The 23936-nt window shown below is 39.5% G+C and carries 23 protein-coding genes; 7 read left to right on the plus strand and 16 right to left on the minus strand.

Annotated features, from left to right (window positions below):
* Window positions 1–271: 271 nt before the first annotated feature.
* From FTU75_RS04500 to thiM, 3 genes are all read left to right on the plus strand, one after another.
* Window positions 272–535, plus strand: a complete 264-nt coding sequence (locus FTU75_RS04500) for a hypothetical protein (RefSeq protein ID WP_180115248.1) — start codon at window positions 272–274, stop codon at window positions 533–535.
* A gap of 148 nt (window positions 536–683) precedes the next feature.
* Window positions 684–1841 (plus strand): hypothetical protein, encoded by a 1158-nt coding sequence (locus tag FTU75_RS04505; RefSeq protein WP_180115249.1) that lies wholly within the window; start codon window positions 684–686, stop codon window positions 1839–1841.
* 11 nt (window positions 1842–1852) lie between these two features.
* Complete coding sequence (thiM, locus tag FTU75_RS04510) at window positions 1853–2722, plus strand: hydroxyethylthiazole kinase (RefSeq protein ID WP_180063121.1); 870 nt, start codon at window positions 1853–1855, stop codon at window positions 2720–2722.
* Window positions 2723–2820: 98 nt separating this feature from the next.
* Here the strand turns inward: thiM and FTU75_RS04515 are convergent, their stop codons facing one another.
* The 3 genes from FTU75_RS04515 to FTU75_RS04525 all read right to left on the minus strand — a co-directional run bounded on the left by FTU75_RS04515 (window position 2821) and on the right by FTU75_RS04525 (window position 6021).
* Window positions 2821–3372, minus strand: coding sequence for a hypothetical protein (locus tag FTU75_RS04515; protein WP_180115250.1), 552 nt, complete (start codon window positions 3370–3372; stop codon window positions 2821–2823).
* Between the two features lie 19 nt (window positions 3373–3391).
* The gene (locus tag FTU75_RS04520) at window positions 3392–4120 is read right to left on the minus strand and encodes a hypothetical protein (RefSeq protein WP_180115251.1); all 729 of its coding nucleotides are present in this window, start codon (window positions 4118–4120) and stop codon (window positions 3392–3394) included.
* A 380-nt stretch (window positions 4121–4500) separates the two neighbouring features.
* Window positions 4501–6021, minus strand: a complete 1521-nt coding sequence (locus tag FTU75_RS04525) for a transporter associated domain-containing protein (RefSeq protein WP_180102689.1) — start codon at window positions 6019–6021, stop codon at window positions 4501–4503.
* A gap of 617 nt (window positions 6022–6638) precedes the next feature.
* Here FTU75_RS04525 and FTU75_RS04530 point away from each other — a divergent pair.
* Complete coding sequence (locus FTU75_RS04530; protein ID WP_078193646.1) at window positions 6639–7103, plus strand: MarR family winged helix-turn-helix transcriptional regulator; 465 nt, start codon at window positions 6639–6641, stop codon at window positions 7101–7103.
* A 20-nt stretch (window positions 7104–7123) separates the two neighbouring features.
* Here the strand turns inward: FTU75_RS04530 and FTU75_RS04535 are convergent, their stop codons facing one another.
* Window positions 7124–7783, minus strand: a complete 660-nt coding sequence (locus tag FTU75_RS04535) for an SOS response-associated peptidase family protein (RefSeq protein WP_180115252.1) — start codon at window positions 7781–7783, stop codon at window positions 7124–7126.
* Window positions 7784–7821: 38 nt separating this feature from the next.
* Between FTU75_RS04535 and FTU75_RS04540 the strand changes: the two genes are divergently transcribed.
* Window positions 7822–8808, plus strand: coding sequence for a hypothetical protein (locus tag FTU75_RS04540; RefSeq protein WP_180115253.1), 987 nt, complete (start codon window positions 7822–7824; stop codon window positions 8806–8808).
* Between the two features lie 76 nt (window positions 8809–8884).
* Here the strand turns inward: FTU75_RS04540 and FTU75_RS04545 are convergent, their stop codons facing one another.
* The 5 genes from FTU75_RS04545 to FTU75_RS04565 form a co-directional block, all read right to left on the minus strand.
* Window positions 8885–10327 (minus strand): aldehyde dehydrogenase family protein, encoded by a 1443-nt coding sequence (locus FTU75_RS04545; RefSeq protein ID WP_180115254.1) that lies wholly within the window; start codon window positions 10325–10327, stop codon window positions 8885–8887.
* Window positions 10328–10438: 111 nt separating this feature from the next.
* Window positions 10439–10915, minus strand: coding sequence for a hypothetical protein (locus tag FTU75_RS04550; protein ID WP_180115255.1), 477 nt, complete (start codon window positions 10913–10915; stop codon window positions 10439–10441).
* A gap of 88 nt (window positions 10916–11003) precedes the next feature.
* Window positions 11004–13166, minus strand: a complete 2163-nt coding sequence (locus tag FTU75_RS04555; protein ID WP_180115256.1) for a malate synthase G — start codon at window positions 13164–13166, stop codon at window positions 11004–11006.
* 524 nt (window positions 13167–13690) lie between these two features.
* Window positions 13691–14842, minus strand: coding sequence for a cell division protein ZapE (gene zapE / locus FTU75_RS04560; RefSeq protein ID WP_180115257.1), 1152 nt, complete (start codon window positions 14840–14842; stop codon window positions 13691–13693).
* Between the two features lie 84 nt (window positions 14843–14926).
* Window positions 14927–15934 (minus strand): AraC family transcriptional regulator, encoded by a 1008-nt coding sequence (locus FTU75_RS04565; protein ID WP_111885051.1) that lies wholly within the window; start codon window positions 15932–15934, stop codon window positions 14927–14929.
* A gap of 154 nt (window positions 15935–16088) precedes the next feature.
* On the opposite strand from FTU75_RS04565, the gene FTU75_RS04570 reads away from it, so the two are divergent.
* On the plus strand, window positions 16089–17621 hold the full coding sequence (locus FTU75_RS04570) for a flavin-containing monooxygenase (RefSeq protein WP_373685844.1): 1533 nt from the start codon (window positions 16089–16091) through the stop codon (window positions 17619–17621).
* A gap of 49 nt (window positions 17622–17670) precedes the next feature.
* On the plus strand, window positions 17671–18579 hold the full coding sequence (locus FTU75_RS04575) for a lysine exporter LysO family protein (RefSeq protein ID WP_180115258.1): 909 nt from the start codon (window positions 17671–17673) through the stop codon (window positions 18577–18579).
* A 79-nt stretch (window positions 18580–18658) separates the two neighbouring features.
* Here the strand turns inward: FTU75_RS04575 and pyrF are convergent, their stop codons facing one another.
* From pyrF to tadA, 7 genes are all read right to left on the minus strand, one after another.
* Complete coding sequence (gene pyrF, locus FTU75_RS04580; RefSeq protein WP_078193653.1) at window positions 18659–19339, minus strand: orotidine-5'-phosphate decarboxylase; 681 nt, start codon at window positions 19337–19339, stop codon at window positions 18659–18661.
* Window positions 19340–19579: 240 nt separating this feature from the next.
* The gene (locus FTU75_RS04585) at window positions 19580–19945 is read right to left on the minus strand and encodes a lipopolysaccharide assembly protein LapA domain-containing protein (protein WP_180023907.1); all 366 of its coding nucleotides are present in this window, start codon (window positions 19943–19945) and stop codon (window positions 19580–19582) included.
* 24 nt (window positions 19946–19969) lie between these two features.
* Complete coding sequence (locus FTU75_RS04590; protein ID WP_067767464.1) at window positions 19970–20272, minus strand: integration host factor subunit beta; 303 nt, start codon at window positions 20270–20272, stop codon at window positions 19970–19972.
* Window positions 20273–20434: 162 nt separating this feature from the next.
* The gene (gene rpsA, locus FTU75_RS04595) at window positions 20435–22114 is read right to left on the minus strand and encodes a 30S ribosomal protein S1 (RefSeq protein ID WP_078188933.1); all 1680 of its coding nucleotides are present in this window, start codon (window positions 22112–22114) and stop codon (window positions 20435–20437) included.
* 107 nt (window positions 22115–22221) lie between these two features.
* A complete protein-coding gene (gene cmk, locus FTU75_RS04600) occupies window positions 22222–22905 on the minus strand; it encodes a (d)CMP kinase (protein WP_180115259.1) in 684 nt (227 codons plus the stop codon).
* A gap of 17 nt (window positions 22906–22922) precedes the next feature.
* Window positions 22923–23354, minus strand: coding sequence for an SRPBCC family protein (locus tag FTU75_RS04605; RefSeq protein WP_180115260.1), 432 nt, complete (start codon window positions 23352–23354; stop codon window positions 22923–22925).
* A 26-nt stretch (window positions 23355–23380) separates the two neighbouring features.
* Entirely contained in the window at window positions 23381–23932 is a 552-nt protein-coding gene (gene tadA / locus FTU75_RS04610) for a tRNA adenosine(34) deaminase TadA (RefSeq protein WP_180115261.1), read from the minus strand.
* Window positions 23933–23936: the final 4 nt, after the last annotated feature.

Genomic DNA, 23936 nt, shown 5'->3' on the forward strand with positions numbered 1-23936 from the left:
ATTTGGATTTGATTGCATACTTCTGTTTAAACGATGCACCAAGATGTTTCTTTTTCAACAGTTTAAGCATTTTGAGAATTCATTAGACATAGCCATACGCATCAATATTATTTTGTTACTTTTAAATTAATAATTTATTTTCAATATCTTAATAAAACAATATGCCGTTTATCTGCTTTAAAATGTCTACTCAAAACATTTGAGCATGCGTTTTGCATCTACTTAATTGCCAAAAGCAAAATCATCAGGCTAAAACAAAAAGAGGTGCATTATGTTTATTAAAGAACACATCATCCGTATTGAAAATATGAAGACCCTGCAAGCGCTTGATGCTGCAAATATCGATCATCAGGTGATCGCAATGTTTATGACCTGCGAAGGGGTTCCACTCAAAGCCTTTGAGGTCAGTTCATTACTTAACTCATATAGTGCATTAGGCACTAAGAAAGTTACGTCTAAAAAAGTGCAAGCTTTAATACAAGCCAAACAACTTGGAGAGGAGGACGAATCGATCCCATGCCCAGCCGCTTATTAATAATCCATTCTGACTAAGAGCTGCATCATCACGATGCAGCTTTTTTAATTGTCGACATATCGCCTGAGCTGCCGCAACTGAAATTGCAAACCCGTCTTTAAACAGAGATGTGTATAATCAATTTAACCTTTCAAGAAACGCTGGCAACATGTTCAATATTCTACGCAAACAAATGGATGAAAGTACGCAATGCCCGTTGTGTCGTGCATCTATGTATTGGGTAGATGCTGAAAAATTAGATGAGCAAGAATTTAATTATTACCAGTGTAGCCACTGTCATCATCAAATATTTCCAGAACAGCAATACAACTGTCATTGTGAAAACTGTCAGGCTGCGCGAAAAAAACTACTGAAAGAAACCCGTTTACAAGAACAGCGTAAACTCAAAAATAAAGATATCGTTGAACGTGAATTAAGTGAACTGAGTTTTTTACAGAAACTCTTTTTGCTGGCTTTATTGGATAATCACGTCCAAGAACATACGGCGCATCAAGAATTTATCGACTGGGACGCTATTAAGTATCATAACATCAGCCCGAATTATTTTTTCCAACAATCACTCAAAAAGCATCTCGTGCATGAGCAAATTTTGATTGTGAAAGATGATGCGCTACAAGCTGAACAGTATTATATCAATGTCCGTCTGGATGGCTATTCGGAGCCCAGTCTTTTTAGCGTAGCGCAGCAACTCCGTCATTGGTTTTATGAAAATTTAGCCTTGGGTGTTCCCTTTAAAAGTGCTGACGAAGTGAAAGAGTGTTTGTATCTCCTACTGTTTCAAGAAATTGTGCAATTTATGCAGTTTTACTGTAAGACATGGGGCATTCAAATTGCAGGGAATAAAAGCTTTCAAGTGTTCTGTTATCGCCTACTCGACCATCTTGCGGTTGGGCAGATTTACTATATGATTCAGTCAGCACTCGAATACCTACATAAACAAAAAGCTCTGCAAGTGCGTAATGAAAATTTCATTAATACAAATCTGTTAAAAAAGACCTTACAGCAATATCGTGAACGTGGCTTACAGGAAAAATGGGAAACCTTTACTCTACCTCGTCCGCCACAACTCCCCTTTAGTAAAATGAGTGAAATTTTGCTCTTTCACTTTTTAGGACTCGATGAAAGTATCTTTGTGCAACCAATACGCCATGCTTGGAAAAAAATCGAACCTCGCTTAAATTTTTATTCCACAAAGCGTTGCATGTACTGTGGTTCACAAGAACTCTCTGTCGATTATGATGCCGCAGATTATGTGACCCTGTTCTGCCGTAATTGTAAACATCAAGACCATTACTTCACCCGCTAAGGGAGAAAACGATGAATCAATCTGAAAATTTTGAAACGACCATGAACAGTGAATTGACTGACTTAAATAGCCCGCTTTTGCAAAGCGTTATTAATGCGTGGATTGAACTTCAATCCAAACAACCTTTGGTACATATCATCACCAATGCAGTCGCGAGCAATTATGTGGCCAATGTCCTTTTAGCTGCGGGTGCTTCTCCTGCAATGATTGACAATCCCTTTGAAGCTGAAAGCTTTGCCTCGATTGCCAGTGCATTGAATATCAATTTAGGCACGCCAACGTCTGAACAAATGCAGGCCATGCAAATTGCTGCACAAACAGCACAAAATTTAAATAAACCTTGGGTGCTTGACCCTGTCGGTTATGGCCCCGTTTTGCCGTGGCGATCTGAAATGGTTGACCAATTACTCCAGTACAAGCCAAGTATTATTCGTGGCAATGCATCAGAAATCAGTGGTCTTGCAGGTAATCAAGGTGAGTCACGCGGTGTCGATAGCACGCTCAATAGTGCCGAGATTTATTTAAATGCTGTGCCCTTGTTAGAACACTGTGAATGTGTGGCAATTTCAGGCGAATCAGATTTCATCTTATCGAAAGAAATGAATGCAGTGATACAGATTAATGGTGGGTCTTACTTACAACCCAAAGTAACGGCTTCAGGCTGCGCTTTAGGTGCGTTAACAGCGGCGTATTGCGCCGTAAGTGAAACACTAACTGCTGGCACGATCGCAGCACATTTGCACTTTGCGATTGCGGGTCAAAAAGCCTATGAAATTAGCTCAAGTGTCGGCAGTTTTAATGTTGCTTTTTTAGATGAAATTTATAATCTCAATGAAGATGATTTCAATCAACTTGCCAACATGCAAATTTATTCACTATAAAGCTATGATACCTTGAGAAAACAAAAACAGCTTGAGTATAGGACTCAAGCTGTTCAGGGTTTCATGCTGTTTTTTATAATTAGAACGCGTCAAAAAACTTACTGTGCCGTACTGTCACTTGCAGCATTGGAATCAAACATTTCTGAATCTTCGATCATTTCTGTTGGATTACTCAAAATCATGTCGAGGTCATAGTCCCCCGCATAGACGATATTTTTGATTTTTGAACAGTCTCCACCACTCATTTCATAATTTAATACTTTGGCTTCATCACCAATTTTAAACTCAGCGCGAACCACATTTTTATTTTCATCAAAACTCAGTTTAGGTTGAATACCCTTTTTCGAATCTTGCTGCGGATCTTGGCTATCCGTAAAAATATCAAAATCCACATTACACGCTTGTTGCGACTGTTTACAGCTAATTTCCGCTTGCATACGCTCCGCTAACGATGGCTCAAAATAGGCAGCAAGTTGATCTTTACTCAAAGCATGTAATTTCAACTCTTGATCATAGATTTGTTTAACCAGTTTTTCGGGGGCAACACATTTCTGCGATTGTTCCTGTACTTTTTGCTCTGCAGGCTGACAAGCCGTTAAAAAGATTGCCGCACCGAAACCTAATAATCGATATATCGTCATTTGTCGCATAACACATCTATGTCCATCATTAAACTGCCCGCCCAACTGCCAGATTCATACTTGCTTCAAAGATGGTTGAAACATTTAATTTACAAATACACATTAAACCCATGCCATCAAAATAATCTGGCACGTGCTGCATAAAAAATTGAACATGTTCATCAGATTTTTTCCGTAGCCGCACCAACTGCTCAGGCGTCACCTTCGGTAAATCACAACGATGAACAAAAATATCCTCAGCCCGATGCTGTACATCATGCTGACGGATTTTATAACTATTTAAAACATCCACATACTCAGTGGGCATCGGGATACCGTGCCTTGGATAAAACTTAACAGAGCGCGAGGCAAATAATGTATATACCTTTGGTTGTGCCAATGTAGCCACAAACCACATCGGAATCGCTGGAAATCGTATCTGATGTTGCATCGCCACTTTAATCGCCGAGTTTAAGGTCAGGTTTTTCCGACGATAATCAACCAATACCCCAGCGCGTGAATTAAAAATAAAAATCGGCCGATTGTTATGCATAATTTTTAATATGCGTACAATGTTTTGCCCGATCAGTTTATCTTTTTCAAAATACTGAATAATCGGTAATGCGACAATATCGGGGTCATGCATGTATTGATAGAGTTGCTCAATCTTAGAAGTTGGGAAAATACATTGATCAAACTCCCAAAGCCGTTGAAACAACTCATGTTTTTCTTCAGTCGTGAGTTTACTAAAATCAATGATATTCTCAGTGATCGCCATACCAACACCCATTTTCTTAATGGATTAACTTTGATGTTTTTTCAAAGTCCCTAGTTATAAAGTTTTCCGAAGCGGTATTTAAATGAAATAAAATTATTCATAGATCATCAATGATGATTAAAACCCCAAGTTAAAAATGAATCGCTATTTACCCTCATGCTTTTTTAAAATCAACCCTATCAATATTTTTTACTTTTGAACCGCTTTAACCCTCTAAAAGCTCAAAAGTTGCAGCGCTTTTTGACTGTTACATCATGTAAATATAATACGTTTTAACATCGTGAATTGCAGCCCTCGTTATATAGGATTTCTTATACTTTCTAGTCATAAAAAAGACAGCTTCGAAAAGCTGTCTTAGGGTCATTTTTAATATTTGAGCATTAGGCCTGGTAATAGATATCAACCGTTTTAATGCGGTTTTCATCCATTGCCGTGACTTTAAATTGAATGCCTTTAAAATCAACCACAGTACCGACTTCTACATTGCCGTGGGTCTGATCTAAAATAAGACCTGAAACACTGATATAACCATCATCTTCTTCGATCAAATCCAGCATTTCCAATTCAAGTTCTAACTGATACAGATCGAGCATGCCTGAAGCTTTCCAATGTTCATCATCGATTTTAATCAAATCAAGTTGTTCATCTGCATCAGGGAATTCACCAGCAATCGCTTCAAACACATCGAGTGGTGAAATCAGACCTTGTACCGCCCCAAACTCATCCGTAACCAGCACCAAAGAGCCTTTTGAGGTACGCAAGGTATTAATCGCATCAATCACCTTCATCTTTTGGAAAATAAAGATTGGACGATGACGTTTAATCAATGCTTTTAGATCATCTTCACTGTCTAGAACATCAATAAGTTCTTTCGCGCGGACAATACTAATCACTTTATCCAAGCTACCACGACACACAGGGAATAAACTGTGCGGCACTGAAAGGACTTGCTCACGAATTTGTTCAGGTGTGTCATTTAAATCCACCCAAGAAATTTGATTACGGGGAGTCATGATCGACGCAACTGAACGCTCTGCAAGCGTCAATACACCACCAATCATGTAACGCTCTTCGTCTGCAAAGGTTTCTTGCGCCTGATTACCAACTTGATCGGATTCTAAGCGCCCACCCATCAGTTTTAAAATACTGTCTGCAGTACGATGGCGTAATGGAATTTTCGCTTCATGTTTTTGAGCATTGCGTTGACTAAACTGGTTAAAGGCTTCGATGACAATCGCAACACCAATACCTGAGTAGATATAGCCTTTCGGAATATGGAAACCAAAACCTTCTGCTATCAAACTAATACCGATAAGCAATAAGAAGCTTAAACATAGGATCACGACGGTCGGATGTCGGTTTACAAAAGCCGTTAGCGGTTTAGATGCAAGTAACATCACTGCCATTGCCACAATCATTGCAGCCATCATGACATAAATGTTGTCGACCATACCGATCGCTGTAATGACAGAGTCTAAAGAGAAAACCGCATCTAAGACAACAATTTGCGCAACTACTGCTGTAAAGCTGGCATATGCCACTTTTGTTGTCACTTGAACTTCTGGTTTACCTTCTAATTTCTCATGCAGCTCTGTGACTGCCTTATAAACTAAGAACAATCCACCGAACAATAATATGAGATCTCGACCAGAGAATGTCCAATCAAAAACGGTAATCAGGGGCTTTGTTAATGTGACCAACCAAGAGATTGCAAATAACAATCCTAATCGCATTAATAATGCGAGTGAAAGACCAAGTACACGAGCTTTGTCACGTTGTTCTGGAGGGAGTTTTTCTGCCAAAATGGCAATAAAGACTAGGTTATCAATCCCTAGTACAATTTCTAAAATAATTAATGTAAGTAAACCAACCCAGATTCCGGGATCTAACAAAAATTCCATTAGCTCTCTTCCTCATTCTGGATTGTGAAAATATCTTCAAGCAGACCAACGCACGGCGACGGATCCATAAATTTAACCTGTGTAACTAGAGACCATTCCATTATGCACAATCTTGCGCATTTGTAATGTATTCAAGCATATTTTTTCGCATCAACTATATGACAAAATGTTAAGAAACGCTGAATGCATTACAAATCGAATGGGCGATATAAAATACACATCTAGATGTTAAAACCTACTTTTTGAGATCTCCTCTTCCACTTTAAAAAAGTATGAATTCACCTGACTTTTAATTAAATGTAATTAAGGACGCTTGTAATAGATTGTATGACAAATCTAATGAATTATTTATTTCTACCTTTTGGTAAAAAATATTAATATTCAATTCAAATTAAAAACTTATTTATTTTCAATACACTATCTCTATACTTAACCTTATTTTTAATTTCTGTTAAGCATTTAGACAGAATATCAATATAATCTATTTAGATAATCTAAAAATGAGATATCTTCTACTTTCTATTTTTTTATTGTGAACTCTTGCTATTACCCTCTATTTTTCAATAGAATGTTAAAACATTAAATAAAATTAAAACAAATATTCAGGGGACTCCTTTATGACAAAAAAGTATTCAAAATTTTTACCATCCACCGATGACTTTAGTTTAGAAAATTTTCCTTTCTACTGGGTTACTCAGGTGCATTCACAATATGTTTTAAACGTCGACCATGCATTGAAAAAGTATGGCGTTGATAATTCACGTCGTCGTATCCTGCTCGCACTCAAGTCTAAACCACATGCTAGCGTTTCAGATTTATCTGAAATGGTCGTATCTAAAATGTCGACCACAACCAAGATCGTTTATCGCTTAAAAGATGAAGGCTTGGTAGATACTTATTCTTGTGAAGATGATGCGCGTATTACCCGCGTCGTGTTAACCGATAAAGGCACTGCTATGACGCAGAAGATTAACGATCTAACGAATGTCGTTCTAGAGCAATCTTTTGAAGGCTTAACACCCCTACAAATTGAAAAAACCATGGAAAGCTTAAAGCATATCTTTAAAAACTTAGCTCGCTAAGCATTTGCATCACCGAAATATCAATCGAAAATATTCAGTTGGGGACTGATTTTTTCGATTTTTATTTTGGGTGCGTGTGCACATTCAAACTCATCAATAGGAAAACCTTGTACAAAACTTTGGATGTTGGGTGATTTCCAACTCAGCCACTCTTCCAACCTCGCATGCGGAATTACAATCACCGAACGTTTTACATTGCCCGGCTCATGAAAGTGCTTCATCATCTCATGCTTAATAGCGTCCATCGTAATCATGGTACTTGAACGTACAATCTCATCACCTTGTCTACAAATGTCATATAAGGCAGCAATATAAAACGCTTCTCCATCTTTGCGCTTAACACTCCAACGCTGCGGCTTATTATCAATATACATTGACTCATAAAACTCAGACAGGGGTATTACGCCAAACTTACATTTTGAAATCGCATTAATAAACGTAGGCTTTTGATACAAAGTTTCATTTCGGGCATTATAGGTTTTAAATGCAATTGATTTGTCTTCGGCCCATTTAGGCACCATGCCAAAATTCACTTTTCGCCACTCTAGCCCTTGTTCAGACTTAAAGAGTAGCGGCAAATCATAATTTGGATAGACTTCCTCAGGATATTCAAAGCTGATTTCAGGCAAGTTTTGAGACTTTAATTGCGATAAGGTAATCGGTTTGAAATTAGCACACATATTTGCCATAATCCGCAAAAAATCAATCTTTATAATAAATGAAAAATCTAGACCGAAGTCGCTTTATCGTTTTAATTCTAATTTCAAGCCTATATTCAACCGCACATGCCGCAAAAGTCTCTATACATACCGTTTCATTTCTACCTTTTAGTCTCGACGCGCTCTATCTCAACGAATATCCATTTAAACAAGACCTAATCAATGAGACTGAGATTCCGGCAGGCAAGTACCGCATTCAATATAAGCATTTTCGCAATCAGCAAATGATCAGTACACATCATTGGGTTACGGTCAAAAATCTTCCCAAGACCCAAGAACAACAATTTTCATTGGTCATCTTGCCTGATGGTGAAGTAATCAATGTCTCTGACTTTAAAATTACATCTCCAGAGATGTTTCCTGAAATCCGTTTTGCAAAACGTGCTCAAAATAGTTATCGCTTGATGCAAAATCAGCAAAGACAAAGAGATCAGTTTGGCGTGATTCTTCCTGACGCAGATGAAGCCCATACGACGGAATTGGAAGATCAATTTGGCTGGTTTACGGTGAACGAAGATGAAGGGCGTGTCAGGACTAATTGTACAGGCACGTTTAAAATCAATCCTCAAGATGCGCTCCCCTATTTCACTACTGCAAATTCAGCTCTTCAGTTTAATTATCAACAAGGAAACAAAATACATAACGCATATTTAGCGTTTAGTGATAACAATCCGCTTATTCCAATCGAAGATCGAACAATTCATGAGGCAACAGATTACAAAAATGGCTTGAAGTTTGATGTGTATATTCACAATATCCAAAAAATGAAAACCGAGAGTATTTCTTCTAATTATTCAATCTACAATTACAAGGTTCAGGTCAAGCTGTATATGACGGCCTTGCAGCGTAAACCTATGCTGTTGATGAATCACAAAATGTACTATCAGGATAATTGTTCAAGCCAAGATATTGGCGCTTTTCTGTATTACAAAACACGTTGGAGCCATTTTTGGGACTATATTCTGCCTGATATTTCATGGAAATAAACTAAAAATGTCCTGCGTAACAGAACCTGCAGTGAAGTCTATTACACAAGATTAAATAGACTTCACTTTGAGTATTTTAAGCAGGGAACGTTTGCCAATGGGTGCGGGTGAATTCCTCAAATATCCACTCACCATTAAAACGACCAAGCCCTGAATTACGTTCACCACCAAAGGGTGCATTAGAATGATCCGCCACACTGATGCCATTGATATGCGTCATGCCTATATCTAGCTTGGCAGCAAACTCTCCACCGCGTGCTAGGTTTGAGGTACATACTGCACTCGATAAACCAAATCGGGTTGAATTTGCCAATTCTAGTGCATGCGCTTCATCTCGCGCTTTTAAAATCGGCAAGATTGGCCCAAAGCTTTCTTCTAATGCAATATCAGCGTGTGCATCGACATGAGTAAAAATATGCGGTGCAACCAATTGATCTTCAATACCGCCTGCATAGGCTAAAATTGCATCTTGCTGAATGGCGTTTTGAATAATGGTTTTTATTTTATCGACCTGCGCCTTGTTGATAATGGGCCCTATCAGGGTTTCAGCAGCATTCGGATTACCGACCACGATGCTTTTTACCCGTTTAATTAATTTTTCAACATAAGCATCGTGCAAGGATTCATCCACAATCACTCGATTGGTACTCATGCAAATTTGTCCTTGATGCAAAAAACGCCCCATCACGGTCAGTTCAACGGCTAAATTTAAATCTGCATCATCTAAAATGACCAAAGGCGCATTGCCGCCAAGTTCCAGCGCTAAACGCTTAATCCGTGAACTTGCCAAAGCTTTCACCCCCACCTGTTGACCCACTTCAGTTGAACCTGTAAATGAAATCAATTTAGGTACAGGATGCTCTACAAAATAGTCGCCAATTTCACTGCCGGTGCCTGCAACAACATTTAACACACCATGTGGCAAACCCGCTTCTTCAAATAATTTCCCGAGTAACGTTCCACCTGTCACTGGCGTGTCACTTGCAGGCTTCAGCACCACACTATTGCCGCAAGCAATCGCAGTCACCACAGAACGCATCGACAAATGAAATGGAAAATTCCAAGGGCTAATCACCGCAATGACACCCAAGGGTTTGCGCAGTACAAAACTCTTGCGGCTAGGGTCTTTACTCTCTAGCTCCATAGTTTGCATTTTTTCAGGAAAACTCAGCGATTCTTGGATAATGCCGAGCGCCGCATCAACTTCAATATTGGCTTTTAAACGTGTACTCCCAGATTCATCTATCAGCCATTGAATAATTTCTTCTCTGCGCTGCTGAATGGTTTGAGCTAATTTGTTGATAACTTGCTGACGTACTTTAATAGACTTAGTCTTTTCTGATTTAAATGCTGCTTCTGCCGCACTATAAGCACTGTCTACATCGACACTGCTGGCTGCCTGCAATTCAAAAATCTGTGCTTGGCTAAAGGGATTGATATTCTTGATGTGACGCGTTGAAGTCCCTGCTCGCCATTGCCCACCAATATATTGCAAATCTAATGCGGTATAAGCTGACATCGTTTCCATCCTATTTTTATCATTTATCCCAATGTAAAGGCTTCAGCATTGAAAAGCTATGAGAAAAACAGGATAAAACGTTATAATTAATTTCTTTTACAACCTTATACTTTAAACAGGCTGATGAATCTGCTGCATCGCTTTATAGATTCGCCAATAAATATAACAGCTAATGATGACTTCAAAACTTAGATCTTTAACTGTAGTGAGTTGCTCAAGCGCAGCCTCCTCCATGTTTAGGGTCAACATGGGTAACAGCCCTTCAACACCTACAGCCATCAAGATAAACAGGACTAAACTCTGAATCGTCACTGGCAGATACAATGCAATAAAGCGCTTTAAAAAATCTCGGCCTTGCTCGCCGCCATTGGTTTTAAATATGGCATTCACCCAGCTAATCAGCAGACCAACTTGTAAAACAAACGAAGCCCAAGCTTCTGTAGGTTTGGATTCTGGGGTTAAGGTCAGTGCTAAGTAGCTAAAGAAAATCAATATTGAGCTGGCAATATAGTAGTTTTTATAATGGCTTTCAGAGACTTTATTCAGTCTTATATCATCCACTAACCGATTTACATTCCATAAATACATGGAGTTTCCTTTTCATTTTTTATGTCGACATTCTAACTTTCTCAAGCAATAAAAAAAGCCTCCGAAGAGGCTTTTTTTGATTTACAGATTAGTCACCTGTATAACCTTTTAATTTTAAACGGTAAGCATGTAATAGAGGCTCTGTATAACCAGAAGGCTGCTCGCCACCTTTGAATACTAAATCATAAGCAGCTTTGTATGCATAACCATCAAAGCTTGGTGCCATTGGTGTGTAAAGTGGATCGTTGGCATTTTGCTCATCCACAACTTTCGCCATGCGCTTAAATACTTCTTCAACTTGCTCAGCAGTTACGATACCGTGACGTAACCAGTTTGCAACGTGTTGAGAAGAAATACGTAAAGTTGCACGGTCTTCCATCAAACCAACGTTGTTGATATCTAGTACTTTTGAACAACCTACACCCAAATCAACCCAACGAACAACATAACCCAAGATACCTTGAAGGTTGTTTTCGAGTTCTTTGGTTTTCTCTTCTTCAGACCAGTTTGTATCTGTCGCTAAAGGCGGCGTTAACAAGTCATCTAAAGATAGCGGCTGAGTATTCAACAACTCTTTTTGACGCTCAGAAACATTGCACTGATGGTAATGGATCGCGTGAATTACAGCGCCAGATGGAGACGGAACCCATGCACAGCTTGCGCCAGCTTCTGGATGCTCAATTTTAGTTTTGTACATATCAAGCAACATATCTGGTTTTGGCCACATGCCTTTACCGATTTGCGCTTTACCACGTAAGCCGGCTTGTAGACCGATCATCACGTTACGGTTTTCATATGCAGGGAACCAGATTTGAGACTTCACTTCGCCTTTACGAACGAATGGACCTGCTTCCATGAAAGTATGGATTTCATCACCCGTACGGTCCATGAAACCTGTATTAATAAAGATCGTACGATCTTTCGCTTGCGCGATACAGTTTTTCAAGTTTACAGAAGTACGACGTTCTTCGTCCATGATACCGATTTTCAAAGTCTTCGCAGGTAGACCAAGCGCTTGTTCAGCACGCTCAAATAATTCAACTGCAAATGCAACTTCTTCTGGACCGTGCATTTTTGGCTTAACGATATACATGGAACCTTTACGAGAGTTCTTGTTTTCGTTTTCACCTTTAATATCTGCAAACGTCAATAACGGTGTGATCAATGCATCCATGATGCCTTCGTAGATTTCAGCACCATCTACAAGGATCGCAGGGTTTGTCATCAAATGACCTACGTTACGAAGCAACATCAATGAACGACCGTGAAGCGTAGTTTCACCACCGATTAAATTTTTGTGCGTACGATCTTTATTTAATGTACGCGTGATGGTCTTACCATTTTTCTCGATTGACTCAGAAAGCGTACCTTTCATTAAGCCTAACCAGTTACGGTAGCCTTCAACTTTCTCTTCAGCATCAACTGCTGCAATTGAGTCTTCTAAGTCTTGAATTGTGGTTACCGCAGCTTCAAGAACTAAGTCTTTAACACCCGCAGCATCAGTTGAACCAATTGGGCTCGTCGCATCAATTTCAATGATTACATGCAAACCATTGTTTAAAAGTACGATTTCAGTTGGCGCAGCTTCTTCACCATTAAAACCAACAAACTGAGCTTCTTTCGCTAAAGTTGCAGTTGAGCCATCTTTTAGGCTTACAACTAACTTTTTGCCTTCTACAGCATATTTAGTTGCATCTGCATGCGAACCATTAGCTAGCGGGAAAGTTTCATTTAAGAAGTTTTTAGCAAATTCGATAACTTTTGCGCCACGAGCAGGGTTATAGCCATTACCTTTTTCCGCGCCGTCTTCTTCAGAGATCACGTCAAAACCGTAAAGAGCATCGTAGAGTGAACCCCAACGTGCGTTCGCAGCGTTTAAGCAGTAACGTGCATTACGTACAGGCACTACTAATTGCGCACCAGCCAATAATGCGATTTCTTCGTCTACATTTTCTGTGCTGATTTGGAAATCTTCTACTTCTGGTAATAAGTAGCCAATTTCAGTAAGGAAAGCTTTGTAAGCTTCGAGTTCAAATTTGTTGTTGCGGTGCCATTCATCAATTTTAGCTTGAATGTCGTCACGCTTAGCCAATAGTGCTTTGTTCTTTGGGCTAAGATCGACAACGACTTGTTCAAAGTTTTTCCAGTAAGTTTCACTGTCTAAACCTGAACCCGGTAGTGCTTCATTTTCGATGAAATCGTAAAGTTCTTTAGCAATCGCTAACTTGCCTTTTTGAATACGTGCAGTCATTGTCTTTCCTGATATTGCTATTTTTTATAACAAGAGATTCTAGTATACCCATTTATACTTTGCTGAATAGTACTATCACATTCCTAAATAATGATCATTTTCTATGTAATGAAATACCCTCATCATTCAACATAATAAAGATCAGAAATACGACGTCATCATCAGCCTGAATACCTTTTTACAGTGTATAAAGTTTTTGAAATGTCGAAATTAGACTTAAGTGCAGAATTTTGTTCTAAAACTGAACAAACAGACCCAAGCGTCAAACAAACTCACTCGATTAAGCCATGAATTGCTGCCGTTGTCGATGCTACAACTTCAACCAATCAGTTTAAATTTAACGCTTTTATCGGTGAATTATTAAACAACCCTTCTTCTTATTAAATGATGCTTTTATCTTCCGACCTCGCTTTTAAAGTCGATTGTTCGATCTATACTTTTTCTTATCTATGCATGTAATCTAAAACTAAAAATCAAAAAAAGAACGCCATCAAGACGTTCTTTTTTCATTCCAACAGAAACGCTTAATTTTCTGCTGTAGATTCTGGTGCAGTGATTTGACGGTGAGAGGTATGTAGATAGTCATCAGATTGCATTTCCAATAAGCGCGAACGTGTACGCTCAATTTCAAATGCCAATTTTTCACCTTGATATAATTCAATAATCGTATCTTCTGAAGTAAGCAACAACTTCACACCACGGTCATAAAACTCATCAACTAGATAGATAAAACGACGAGTCCCTTCAGACAAATAATCCGTCATGTGCGGCACATTACTCACCAAGACCGTATTATAAATATTGGCAATTTCAATAAAGTCCGCTGGACTACGTGGTTTTAGGCAAAGCTCAGAATATTCGCACCATAGTACATCTTCCGTATGACCAATGGTTTCCACAATACGCTGATTAATAATAATTGGCTCTTGTGAAACTGTTTGGGTTTGCGTTAATGCTGTAAAACGCTGAGCCATCCACAACTTATGTTCATGTGTTAACGGTGACTTAAATAACTGCGCTTGTTTCAATACACGTAAACGATAATCCACACCTGAGTCTACATTTAAAATCACACAGTTCTTTTTCACCATTTCGATGGTTGGGAGAAAACGGTCACGATGGATCCCGTTTTTATACAAACCATCTGGTGCGATGTTAGATGTTGCAACAAGGGTGATCCCACGCGTAAATAATTTTTGGAATAGATCACTCAAAATCATCGCATCTGTGACATTGGATACAAAGAATTCATCAAAGCAGATCACGACTGCTTCTTTATAAATTTGATCGGCAACAAGGTCGAGTGGATTACGCTGACCTGAAAGCTTATTTAATTCACGGTGTACGTACTGCATAAAGTGATGGAAATGCATACGTGTTTTGCGTCGAAATGGCACAGAATCATAAAACTGATCCATCAGCCACGTTTTACCACGTCCTACACCGCCCCACATATACACCCCTTTCGGTGCAGTTTGACGACGGAAACGACGAAACGCTTTTTTAGAAGCCTTAAAACGTTGGATTAATTCTTGCCAAACTCGATCCAACTCATGCACTGCTTGCGCCTGTTCCTGATCTGGTAAAAACTGACCAGATGCTAAGGCTTGAGCATAACGCTCAGCCGGTGAAATCGGAGTAAATGCGGTGTTGTGTGGTGACTGAAAATCTGACATATCATTAAATACTTTTTGGGGCTAAATGAATTATAACGAAGAATAAACTCGAAGATATAACACTTTGGCAGTAAAGCGCATTGGCTATTTATTATATTGTCTCGGACTATGCCCAAACCAACGTTTAAACGCATGATTAAACGCCGCAGGTTCTGAATAGCCCAGCAATTCTGCAATCATTTCAATTGAATATTCATTATATTCAATCATACGGAGTGCTTTATCTTTAATAATATCTTCACGAATTTGCTTATAACTGGTATTTAACTGTTGCAGTTGATGACGCAAAGTTCTTTCAGGCAAGTTCAACGCTTGAGCAGTTGCTGCCATACTTGGCATCGCACCACTTTGTAATTCCAAATAATCTTGCACACGTTGAACCAATGATGGCGCATCTTCATCGGCGCTTAAACGTTCTAACTCCGCAATACATTTCGACTCATATAATCGAAAAGTAATAATATCTGCGGAAGGGATCCGAATATCTAAAACATCTTCATCGAACCAAAATGCCGCAAATGGCGCACCAAATCGAACTTGAGAGCCATAATAATCAGTAAACATTTTTAATTTTTCAGGATCTTTGGGTTCAGCAAACGGCAAATCAATTTGAACTTGCGGTGTAGATAGACCCATCATTTTGTACAGATCACGGATGAATTTATAAGTTCCTGAAATCTCTGACTGCGCCAATAACGCACCTAATGGTGCATACACATCCTGGGGTTGATAGCACAAAGCCACTTTATGCTGACTGATTTGCAAACTTAAACGCCCAGTTAGATGCGTCAACTGTTGAAAGCGAATTCCCTGATTTAAAGCTTGGCGTAAAGTATCACTGGTGACCAATAACATCAGCAACGGGCCATAACCCGCCAATGTATAATGCTGACCAATAAATAACCCTTGCTCAGGTTCTACATCTTTACCAATAACTTTCAGTACATCCCACTCCAAACTCGGATGAATCACTGAAGTAGGATCGAGTGCATCGACACGCAGCCCAATGGTTTGCAAACGTTGATCGACATCTACGCCCGCTTTACGCATTCCTTGTACTAAATACATCAGGCTTAGAATAGATCGTTTCATAAATCGTAAAATGACATTAAATTTCTTCTTTTTTACTACAAATTTGCAATTATGAACATTGCCGTTTCGATCAATTTTTCTGTCATCTCAATCATATTGTTCTGATCATGAACTCAAGTATTCTTAGCTTGTAATCTCGCTTGGAATTAAAAAAATGATGCAGGAAGCGCAAGCAAAAACAGTGCAAACCCCAAACGCCAATTCTGAAATACATACACAAATCGCCATCATCGGCGGTGGTTTTGGTGGTATTGCTATGGCGATACGACTTTTACAACAAGGCAATCAAGATTTTCTGATCCTCGAAAAAGCCAATGATTTTGGTGGAACCTGGCGTGAAAACCGCTACCCTGGCGCTGCCTGCGATGTGCAATCACATATGTATTCACTTTCTTTTGCACCCAAAACAGATTGGTCAAAGCGTTACGCCGAAGCGCCGGAAATATTTGACTATATCCAACATGTCACCCGTGAATATAATTTAAAACAATTCTGTCGCTTTAACAGTGAAGTGCTTTCAAGCCAATACAATGAATCAACCTGCGACTGGCATTTAGAACTCAAAGATGGCGTTGAAATTACCGCTCAATATGTGATTTTTGCATCTGGCCCGTTACATGTCCCACAAATTCCACATATTCCAGGCATTGAAAAATTTAAGGGTAAAGTGTTCCATTCTTCGCAATGGGATCATCAATATCCATTAGAAGGTAAAAAGGTCGCATCGATTGGTACAGGCGGCAGTGCCATCCAATACATTCCTGAAATCGCACCACAAACAAAGCAACTGTATGTTTTTCAGCGTACAGCTGCTTGGGTCATTCCACGAGATGAGCGTAGTTATCATGGTTTAGAAAAATTACTATTTAAAAAATATGATTGGTTTCGAAAAATTCACCGCGCTCGCCTGTATTGGACCAACGAATCACGTGTCGTGCCAATTGTTAAGCCGACCACCATGAAGTATGCGCAAAAACTGGCAGAACTGTATATTAAGTATCAAGTGAAAGATGCTGAACTTGCCAAGAAACTAACGCCAAACTACATCATGGGTTGTAAACGCATTTTAATTTCTAATAAATACTTTCCAACCTTTAATCGACCTAATGTGGAATTGGTCAGTGATGCAATACAAGAAATCACTGAAAATGCCATTATTACCAAAGATGGAAAATCCCGTGAAATCGATTGTCTGATCTATGGTACAGGCTTTATTACCGATCCAAGAATTTATTTAAAATCATTTGAATGTATTGGTGAAAAAGGTCAAGAACTCAAACAAGTGTGGCAGGCTGGCGCAGAAAGCTTTTATGGCATTTGCACCAAAGGCTTTCCAAATCTGTTCCAATTATTAGGCCCCAATACGGTACTTGCCCATAATTCAGTGGTATTTATGATTGAGGCACAAGTCGATTACATCTTACAAATGATGCAATTGGTTTCAAAATCTAATGTTCAAGCTATCGCTGTCAAAGATCAGGTGCAAGATCAATTTAACACTCATGTACAAAACATGCTAGATGGTACGGTATGGCAATCAGGCTGCGTGAGTTGGTATCAGCAAAATGGCGGTAAAAATTTTGCACTTTGGCCAACTTATACATGGAAATATTGGCTCGCTACTCGAAAAATAAATCCAGCCGATTTTCGACTCCTCAGTAAAACAAAATCTAGTCATGCAGCTTAAGCAATAACAGGTCATAATAGGCAGGTATTCATTATCTGCCTATTTTTGTATGCAATCTTTCTGGTTGATTTTCCAGCTCTTGGCCTGTTTAGGGCTTGGTTTTATACTTGCACGTCGCCTACCCACTTGGCTTGAAAAAATCGCCTTTAAACTCCTGCCGTACTTTACTTATATTTTGTTATTTGCGATTGCGATCGAATTTTCTGAAACATTACACACTATTCCAGCACCTCTGCAAATCCTCTCTTCATCAGTACTTATTGCACTATTGACCTCAATGGGTGCTTTTATTTGCTGCTATATTTTGTTTAAGCTTTTAGGCTACAAACCTAGTCATGGCAAAGTGTCCATGCAGTTAGTGACAAGCTCACTCATCAATATTAGCTATGCTTTTATTGCATTAGGTTTAGGTTATGCTTTTGCCGAAATTGCAGCACATTTTAGTCTTCAGCCACATATGAGTACTTGGGATCTACTTTTAGTCTTCATGTTTCTGATTGGGCTTGATCTCTCCTACTCACCGCTCGATCGTTCTTGGTTAAATTGGAAAATTCTACTTGTTCCACTCGGTTGTATCGTCGGTTCACTTTTGGGCGCATTTGCTGCAGCCTATTTATTGCCACAAATCAGCCTGAAAGAGTTGATTATGTTGTCACAAGGCTATGGTTTTTATTCGATGACAGGCATCGTCGTGACTGAATTAAAAAATGCGCATCTCGGCAGTATCGCACTGATGAATGATTTATTCAGAGAAATCTTTGCGATTGTATTTATGTATATTATTGGCTGGCGTTACCCACGTTCTGCAATTTCATCTGCGGGTGCAACAGCCATGGATGTCACCCTACCTATGGTCAAACAAGCCTGTGGTAATGATTTTATTCCACATGCCATGGTCAGCGGCTTTATCCTTTCTGTACTTGCACCTATATTGGTGAGTATATTGGCGGTGCTTTAACGATTTTAATCTCCCTAAATCCCTCTTTAAAAAAGAGGGACTTTCTCCTCCCTTTTCAAAGGGAGGTCGGGTGGGATTCTTACAAAGTCGCCAAAATATCTTTTAAAGTTTGACGCATATTGTCCGATTTAGTAATTGGACGGCCAATCACCAAATGTGTAGAACCATCAAGCATTGCCTGTTTAGGTGTCACAATTCGTTTTTGATCATCCGCTGCAGAACCCTCAGGACGGATACCCGGTGTTACCAATGCAAAGTCAGCACCCAAAGTTTCACGTAACATTTTCGCTTCTTGTGCCGAACAAACTACACCATCCAAACCACTTTCTTTCGTTAAAGTCGCAAGACGCTTCACATGTTCAAAAGGTTCCACATCTAAGCCTAATTCCGCAAGATCTTCACGACCCATTGATGTCAAAACCGTAACAGCAATTAACTGAGTATTGTAATTGCCCGCCTTTAGGCGCTCTACACAGGTTTCCATCATTTTACGGCCACCTGATGCATGGACATTGACCATCCACACCCCCATATCCGCAGCTGCACAAACTGCTTGTGCTGTGGTGTTTGGAATATCATGGAATTTAAGATCTAGAAATACTTCAAAACCTTTATCGTGCAAAGCTTTAACGATACTTGAACCCTCATGGGTAAATAACTCTTTACCAACCTTAACTCGACATAATGCAGGATCTAACTGCTCTGCAATTGTAAGTGCGTCATATTGGCTTTTAGCATCTAGTGCAACGATGATACTCAAGAGACCTACCCTTCATTTTGACAAAATTAGTGCATTATAGATGGATTCAACTTAATCAGAAAGTCATAAAACTCATGTTAATTGAAATGATTAATTTGAATTTAGCTATCTCATTATTTTATTTAAGATATATGGATTATTTTTTCAGCCCATAAAAAAACACCCCGATGATCCACCGGAGTGTTAAATATAAAATTTAAATCTACTCATAAAAGTAGTTAATTTACTTCCAAAACCCAATTATAACGGGTTAGAAGGACGCTCATTCGCATCAATATCTAAAACTGTCTTTTCATGACGCGTATGTGCAGCCGCTTCAGCAGCAGCAAGTTGAGCAGTTTGAATTTGCTCTTTACGTAGGCGCTCAATATCTTTACGTAGACGTTTAATTTCCCAGTTATTTTGAAATACTCGGAATACTTGCACTGCCAATAAAAGACCTAAAACCAAACCTAATGACAAGGTTAATAGCAATAAAAGCCCTAAACGCATTGCAGGCACTTGTGTAAACAACAAATCGACTGAAAGTTCAGTTCCGTTTTGCAGAACCAAAGCCAATGAGTATCCAAATAGGACTAGTAGAATTACGACCAATACGTAACGCATAAACACCCCTAACTATGTTTTAAATTAGTTTGCAGATTCGTTTACCGCATCACGTAAAGCTTTACCAGGTTTAAAGTGCGGTACAGCTTTTGCTGCAACTTCAACTGATTTACCTGTTTTTGGGTTACGACCCACACGTGGCTCACGGTGATGTAATGCAAAACTACCAAAACCACGGATTTCAATTCGGTTGTCTGTAGACAAAGCTTCGATCATTTGATCGATCATTATCTTAACGGCCTCTTCCACTAAGGGTTCAGCTAAGTGTGGGTTTTTAAGAGAAATACGCTCTATTAAGTCAGACTTATTAAGTGCTTCAGTAGTCATCTGCGACCTCTTTAATTATCAAGCTACCTAGGATCAGTTTCCTGATAATAACCTGTTTAAATACAAAACGGTAGCGTAATAATCACTTACTACGCTACCGTTACAGTAATTGTGTAAAATATATTAATTAATTTACATTAACAATACAATTCAAACACTTACTTAGTGGTTCATTTGAGCTTTGATCAAATCACCAATAGTCTTAGGACCATTGTCTGAAGTTGCTGTAGCTGTCTTGTTCAAGTTAGCTACTGCTTCTTTTTCTTCAGCTTCGTCTTTCGCTTTGATAGACAAGTTGATAGAACGTGATTTGCGGTCTACGTTGATGATTTTAGCTTCAACTTCTTGACCAACTTCAAGGAACTTAGTTGCATCTTCAACGCGGTCGCGGTTGATTTCAGATGCTTTAAGAGTCGCTTCAACTTCGTCAGCTAACTTAACAGTAGCGCCTTTAGCGTCGACTGCAGTTACAGTACCTTTAACAAGCGCACCGCGTTCGTTAGCAGCTAAGAAATCGTTGAACGGATCACTGTTCATTTGTTTGATGCCAAGGCTGATACGGTTGCCTTCAGCGTCTACTGAAAGGATAACCGCTTCAACTGTGTCACCTTTCTTGTAACGACGGATAGCTTCTTCGCCTTGTTCGTTCCAAGAAATGTCAGACAAGTGAACTAGACCATCGATACCGCCTGGTAAACCGATGAAGATACCGAAGTCAGTGATTGACTTGATAGTACCTGAAACTTTTTCACCTTTGTCGTGTTCTTTAGCAAACTCTTCCCATGGGTTAGCACGAGTTTGTTTGATACCAAGAGAAATACGACGACGCTCTTCATCAACTTCAAGAACCATAACGTCAACTTCGTCACCGATCTGAACAACTTTAGATGGGTGGATGTTTTTGTTAGTGTGGTCCATTTCTGAAACGTGTACTAAGCCTTCAACGCCTTCAGCGATTTCAGCGAAGCAACCGTAGTCAGTTAAGTTAGTTACACGAGCTTTAACGATAGAACCTTTAGGGTAACGGTTCATGATCGCTAACCATGGATCTTCGCCTAATTGTTTAAGGCCTAAAGATACGCGGTTACGTTCGCGGTCGAATTTAAGTACTTTAACAGTAACTTCTTGACCAACTTCAACAACTTCTGAAGGGTGCTTGATACGTTTCCAAGCCATGTCAGTGATGTGAAGAAGACCATCAATACCGCCAAGGTCAACGAACGCGCCGTAGTCAGTAAGATTTTTGATAGTACCAGTAACTGTTTGACCTTCTTCAAGCTGAGCAAGAAGAGCTTCACGGTCAGCTGAAGATTCAGCTTCCATAACAGCACGACGAGATACAACAACGTTGTTACGTTTAGCATCAAGTTTGATTACTTTAAATTCTAACTCTTTACCTTCTAAGTGAGTAGTATCACGAATAGGACGAGTATCAACTAAAGAACCTGGAAGGAACGCACGAACTGGACCGATGTCAACAGTGAAACCGCCTTTAACCTTACCAGAGATAACACCAGTAACGATTTCGCCGTCTTCAAAGATTTTTTCAAGTTTAGTCCAAGTTTCAGCACGTTTAGCTTTTTCACGTGATAAAACTGTTTGACCCATACCGTTGTCAAGAGCTTCAACAACTACGTCAACAGTGTCGCCAACTTGAACTTCAAGTTCACGTTGTTCATTTAAGAATTCAGCGCGGTCAACAATACCTTCTGATTTAAGGCCAGTGTCAACTGTTACCCAGTCAGAGTCGATATTTACTACAACGCCTTGGATGACAGCACCCTTTTCAACGTTTAGGTTTAATTCGCTTTCTTCAAAGAGGGCTGCAAAAGATTCGGTCATGATATACCTAGTAAAGTCAGCGGTCTTGGATCAGACAAGGCCGGTTTAATTAAGCGTCTACATAGTCCGTATAAGACTGATCAAGCTATGCTTCTGCTGAAAATTCTTTAGTTTGCTAATTGCTGATCGATGTAATTCGTCATCAGCATGAATACTTCATCAATACTCAAAGTTGAACTATCAATGAAATAAGCATCTGGCGCAGGCTTGAGTGGAGCGACTGTGCGTTCCATATCTCGCTTATCACGCGCTTCGATATTAGCTAAAATGTCGTTTATTTTAACATCCACGCCCATAGCCTGCAACTGATTTACACGGCGCTCCGCACGGGACTGAGCAGAAGCCGTTAAATAAATCTTGGCTTGAGCATTTGGAAAAATCGTTGTTGCCATATCACGGCCATCGGCAACCAAACCAGGTGCTTTGGCAAAGGCATGCTGACGTTCTAAAAGCGCAGTTCTAAGTGCAGGAATTGCAGCAACTTTTGAGGCAAACTCTCCAACTCTCTCAGTACGGATAACTTTTGAGACATCTTCACCATCTAAAAGCACCGAAACACCTGCTTCATTTGTCACAAATTGTATGTCTAAATTTGTTGCAATTTTTACGCATTCATCGAGCTTTGAGTCTAATGCATCAATTAAGTCTTGCTTATGCAATGACAATCCCAACAGACGATATAACGCACCTGAGTCGAGTAAGTGGAACTGATAATGTGCCGCAATTTTTGCTGCCAATGTTCCTTTACCTGAGCCACTTGGGCCATCAATTGTAATGATTTGAACTGTCATTGCTCTTCCACTTTTGTTTATACGGTTTTTGCAAGTTTTGAAAAACCAATTTTAATCGCTGACTTCAGTTGCGCAAGGATTAATTGACTAACGAACGGTGCACGCGCCTGTAATTCAATCGTATAAGTAACTAAAGTACGTGCGGCATCAATCGCTTCGAATTGAATCACGCCCAAATGATGTTTCACCAGTGGGTTTTTAATAATCTTATATTCAATGCGTTGGTTTGGCTCAAGCAAGGTAATTTGCTCTTGTAAAGGCTTCACTGGCCCAAAGCCCATACGACGTACAGAACCCACACCATCAGGACGTTCAGGATCTGCTGAATCTTTGACGCACACCACTTGAATTGGTGCAAAAGCCACGTTATAGGTCGAATGTTTTGAAAGTAAGTCAAAAACTTGCTCGACCGGTGCATTAAATTCTTTTTTTACTTGAATGGATTTCATGGTGTACCCTATTTTATTTGACAATATTAATTGTCAGTAGAGTTTACTTGATTTTTTAAATTAAGTTCAGTCAAAGTGGCTTTTTCCTGTAACTTCATCAGTCGTTTTTGTTCACGACGCATTTTAAAAAAATCACTTAATTGTTGGGAGCATTGCTCTTGTAGGCAACCATGCTCAAACTCAAAGATATGGTTATAGTAGCCTGAATTTAATAATTGACGCGAACTGACCAAAGAACCTGCTTTAGGCTCAGTCGTCGCAAATACCACACGCTTAATTCTCGAATGAACCAAAGCGCCCACACACATTGTGCATGGCTCCAAAGTTACATATAAAGTTGCATCGTCAGGTAAACGGTAATTATCGATATTTAAACAAGCTTGACGCAAAGCTTGTACTTCCGCATGTGCGGTGGGATCTTTCAGAGAAATCGGCGCATTAAACCCTGCACCTATGACTTGATTTTGACTCACAATGACTGCGCCTACAGGAATTTCTTGCAATTCAGCAGCTTGTGCAGCCTGCTCGAAAGCAAGCTGCATCCAATGTTCATCACTAAATAAGTTTGGTTCAGACATCAAT

Origin of the sequence: Acinetobacter sp. YH12140 (genome assembly GCF_013418475.1) — a bacterium.
Taxonomy (GTDB): Bacteria; Pseudomonadota; Gammaproteobacteria; order Pseudomonadales; family Moraxellaceae; genus Acinetobacter; species Acinetobacter amyesii.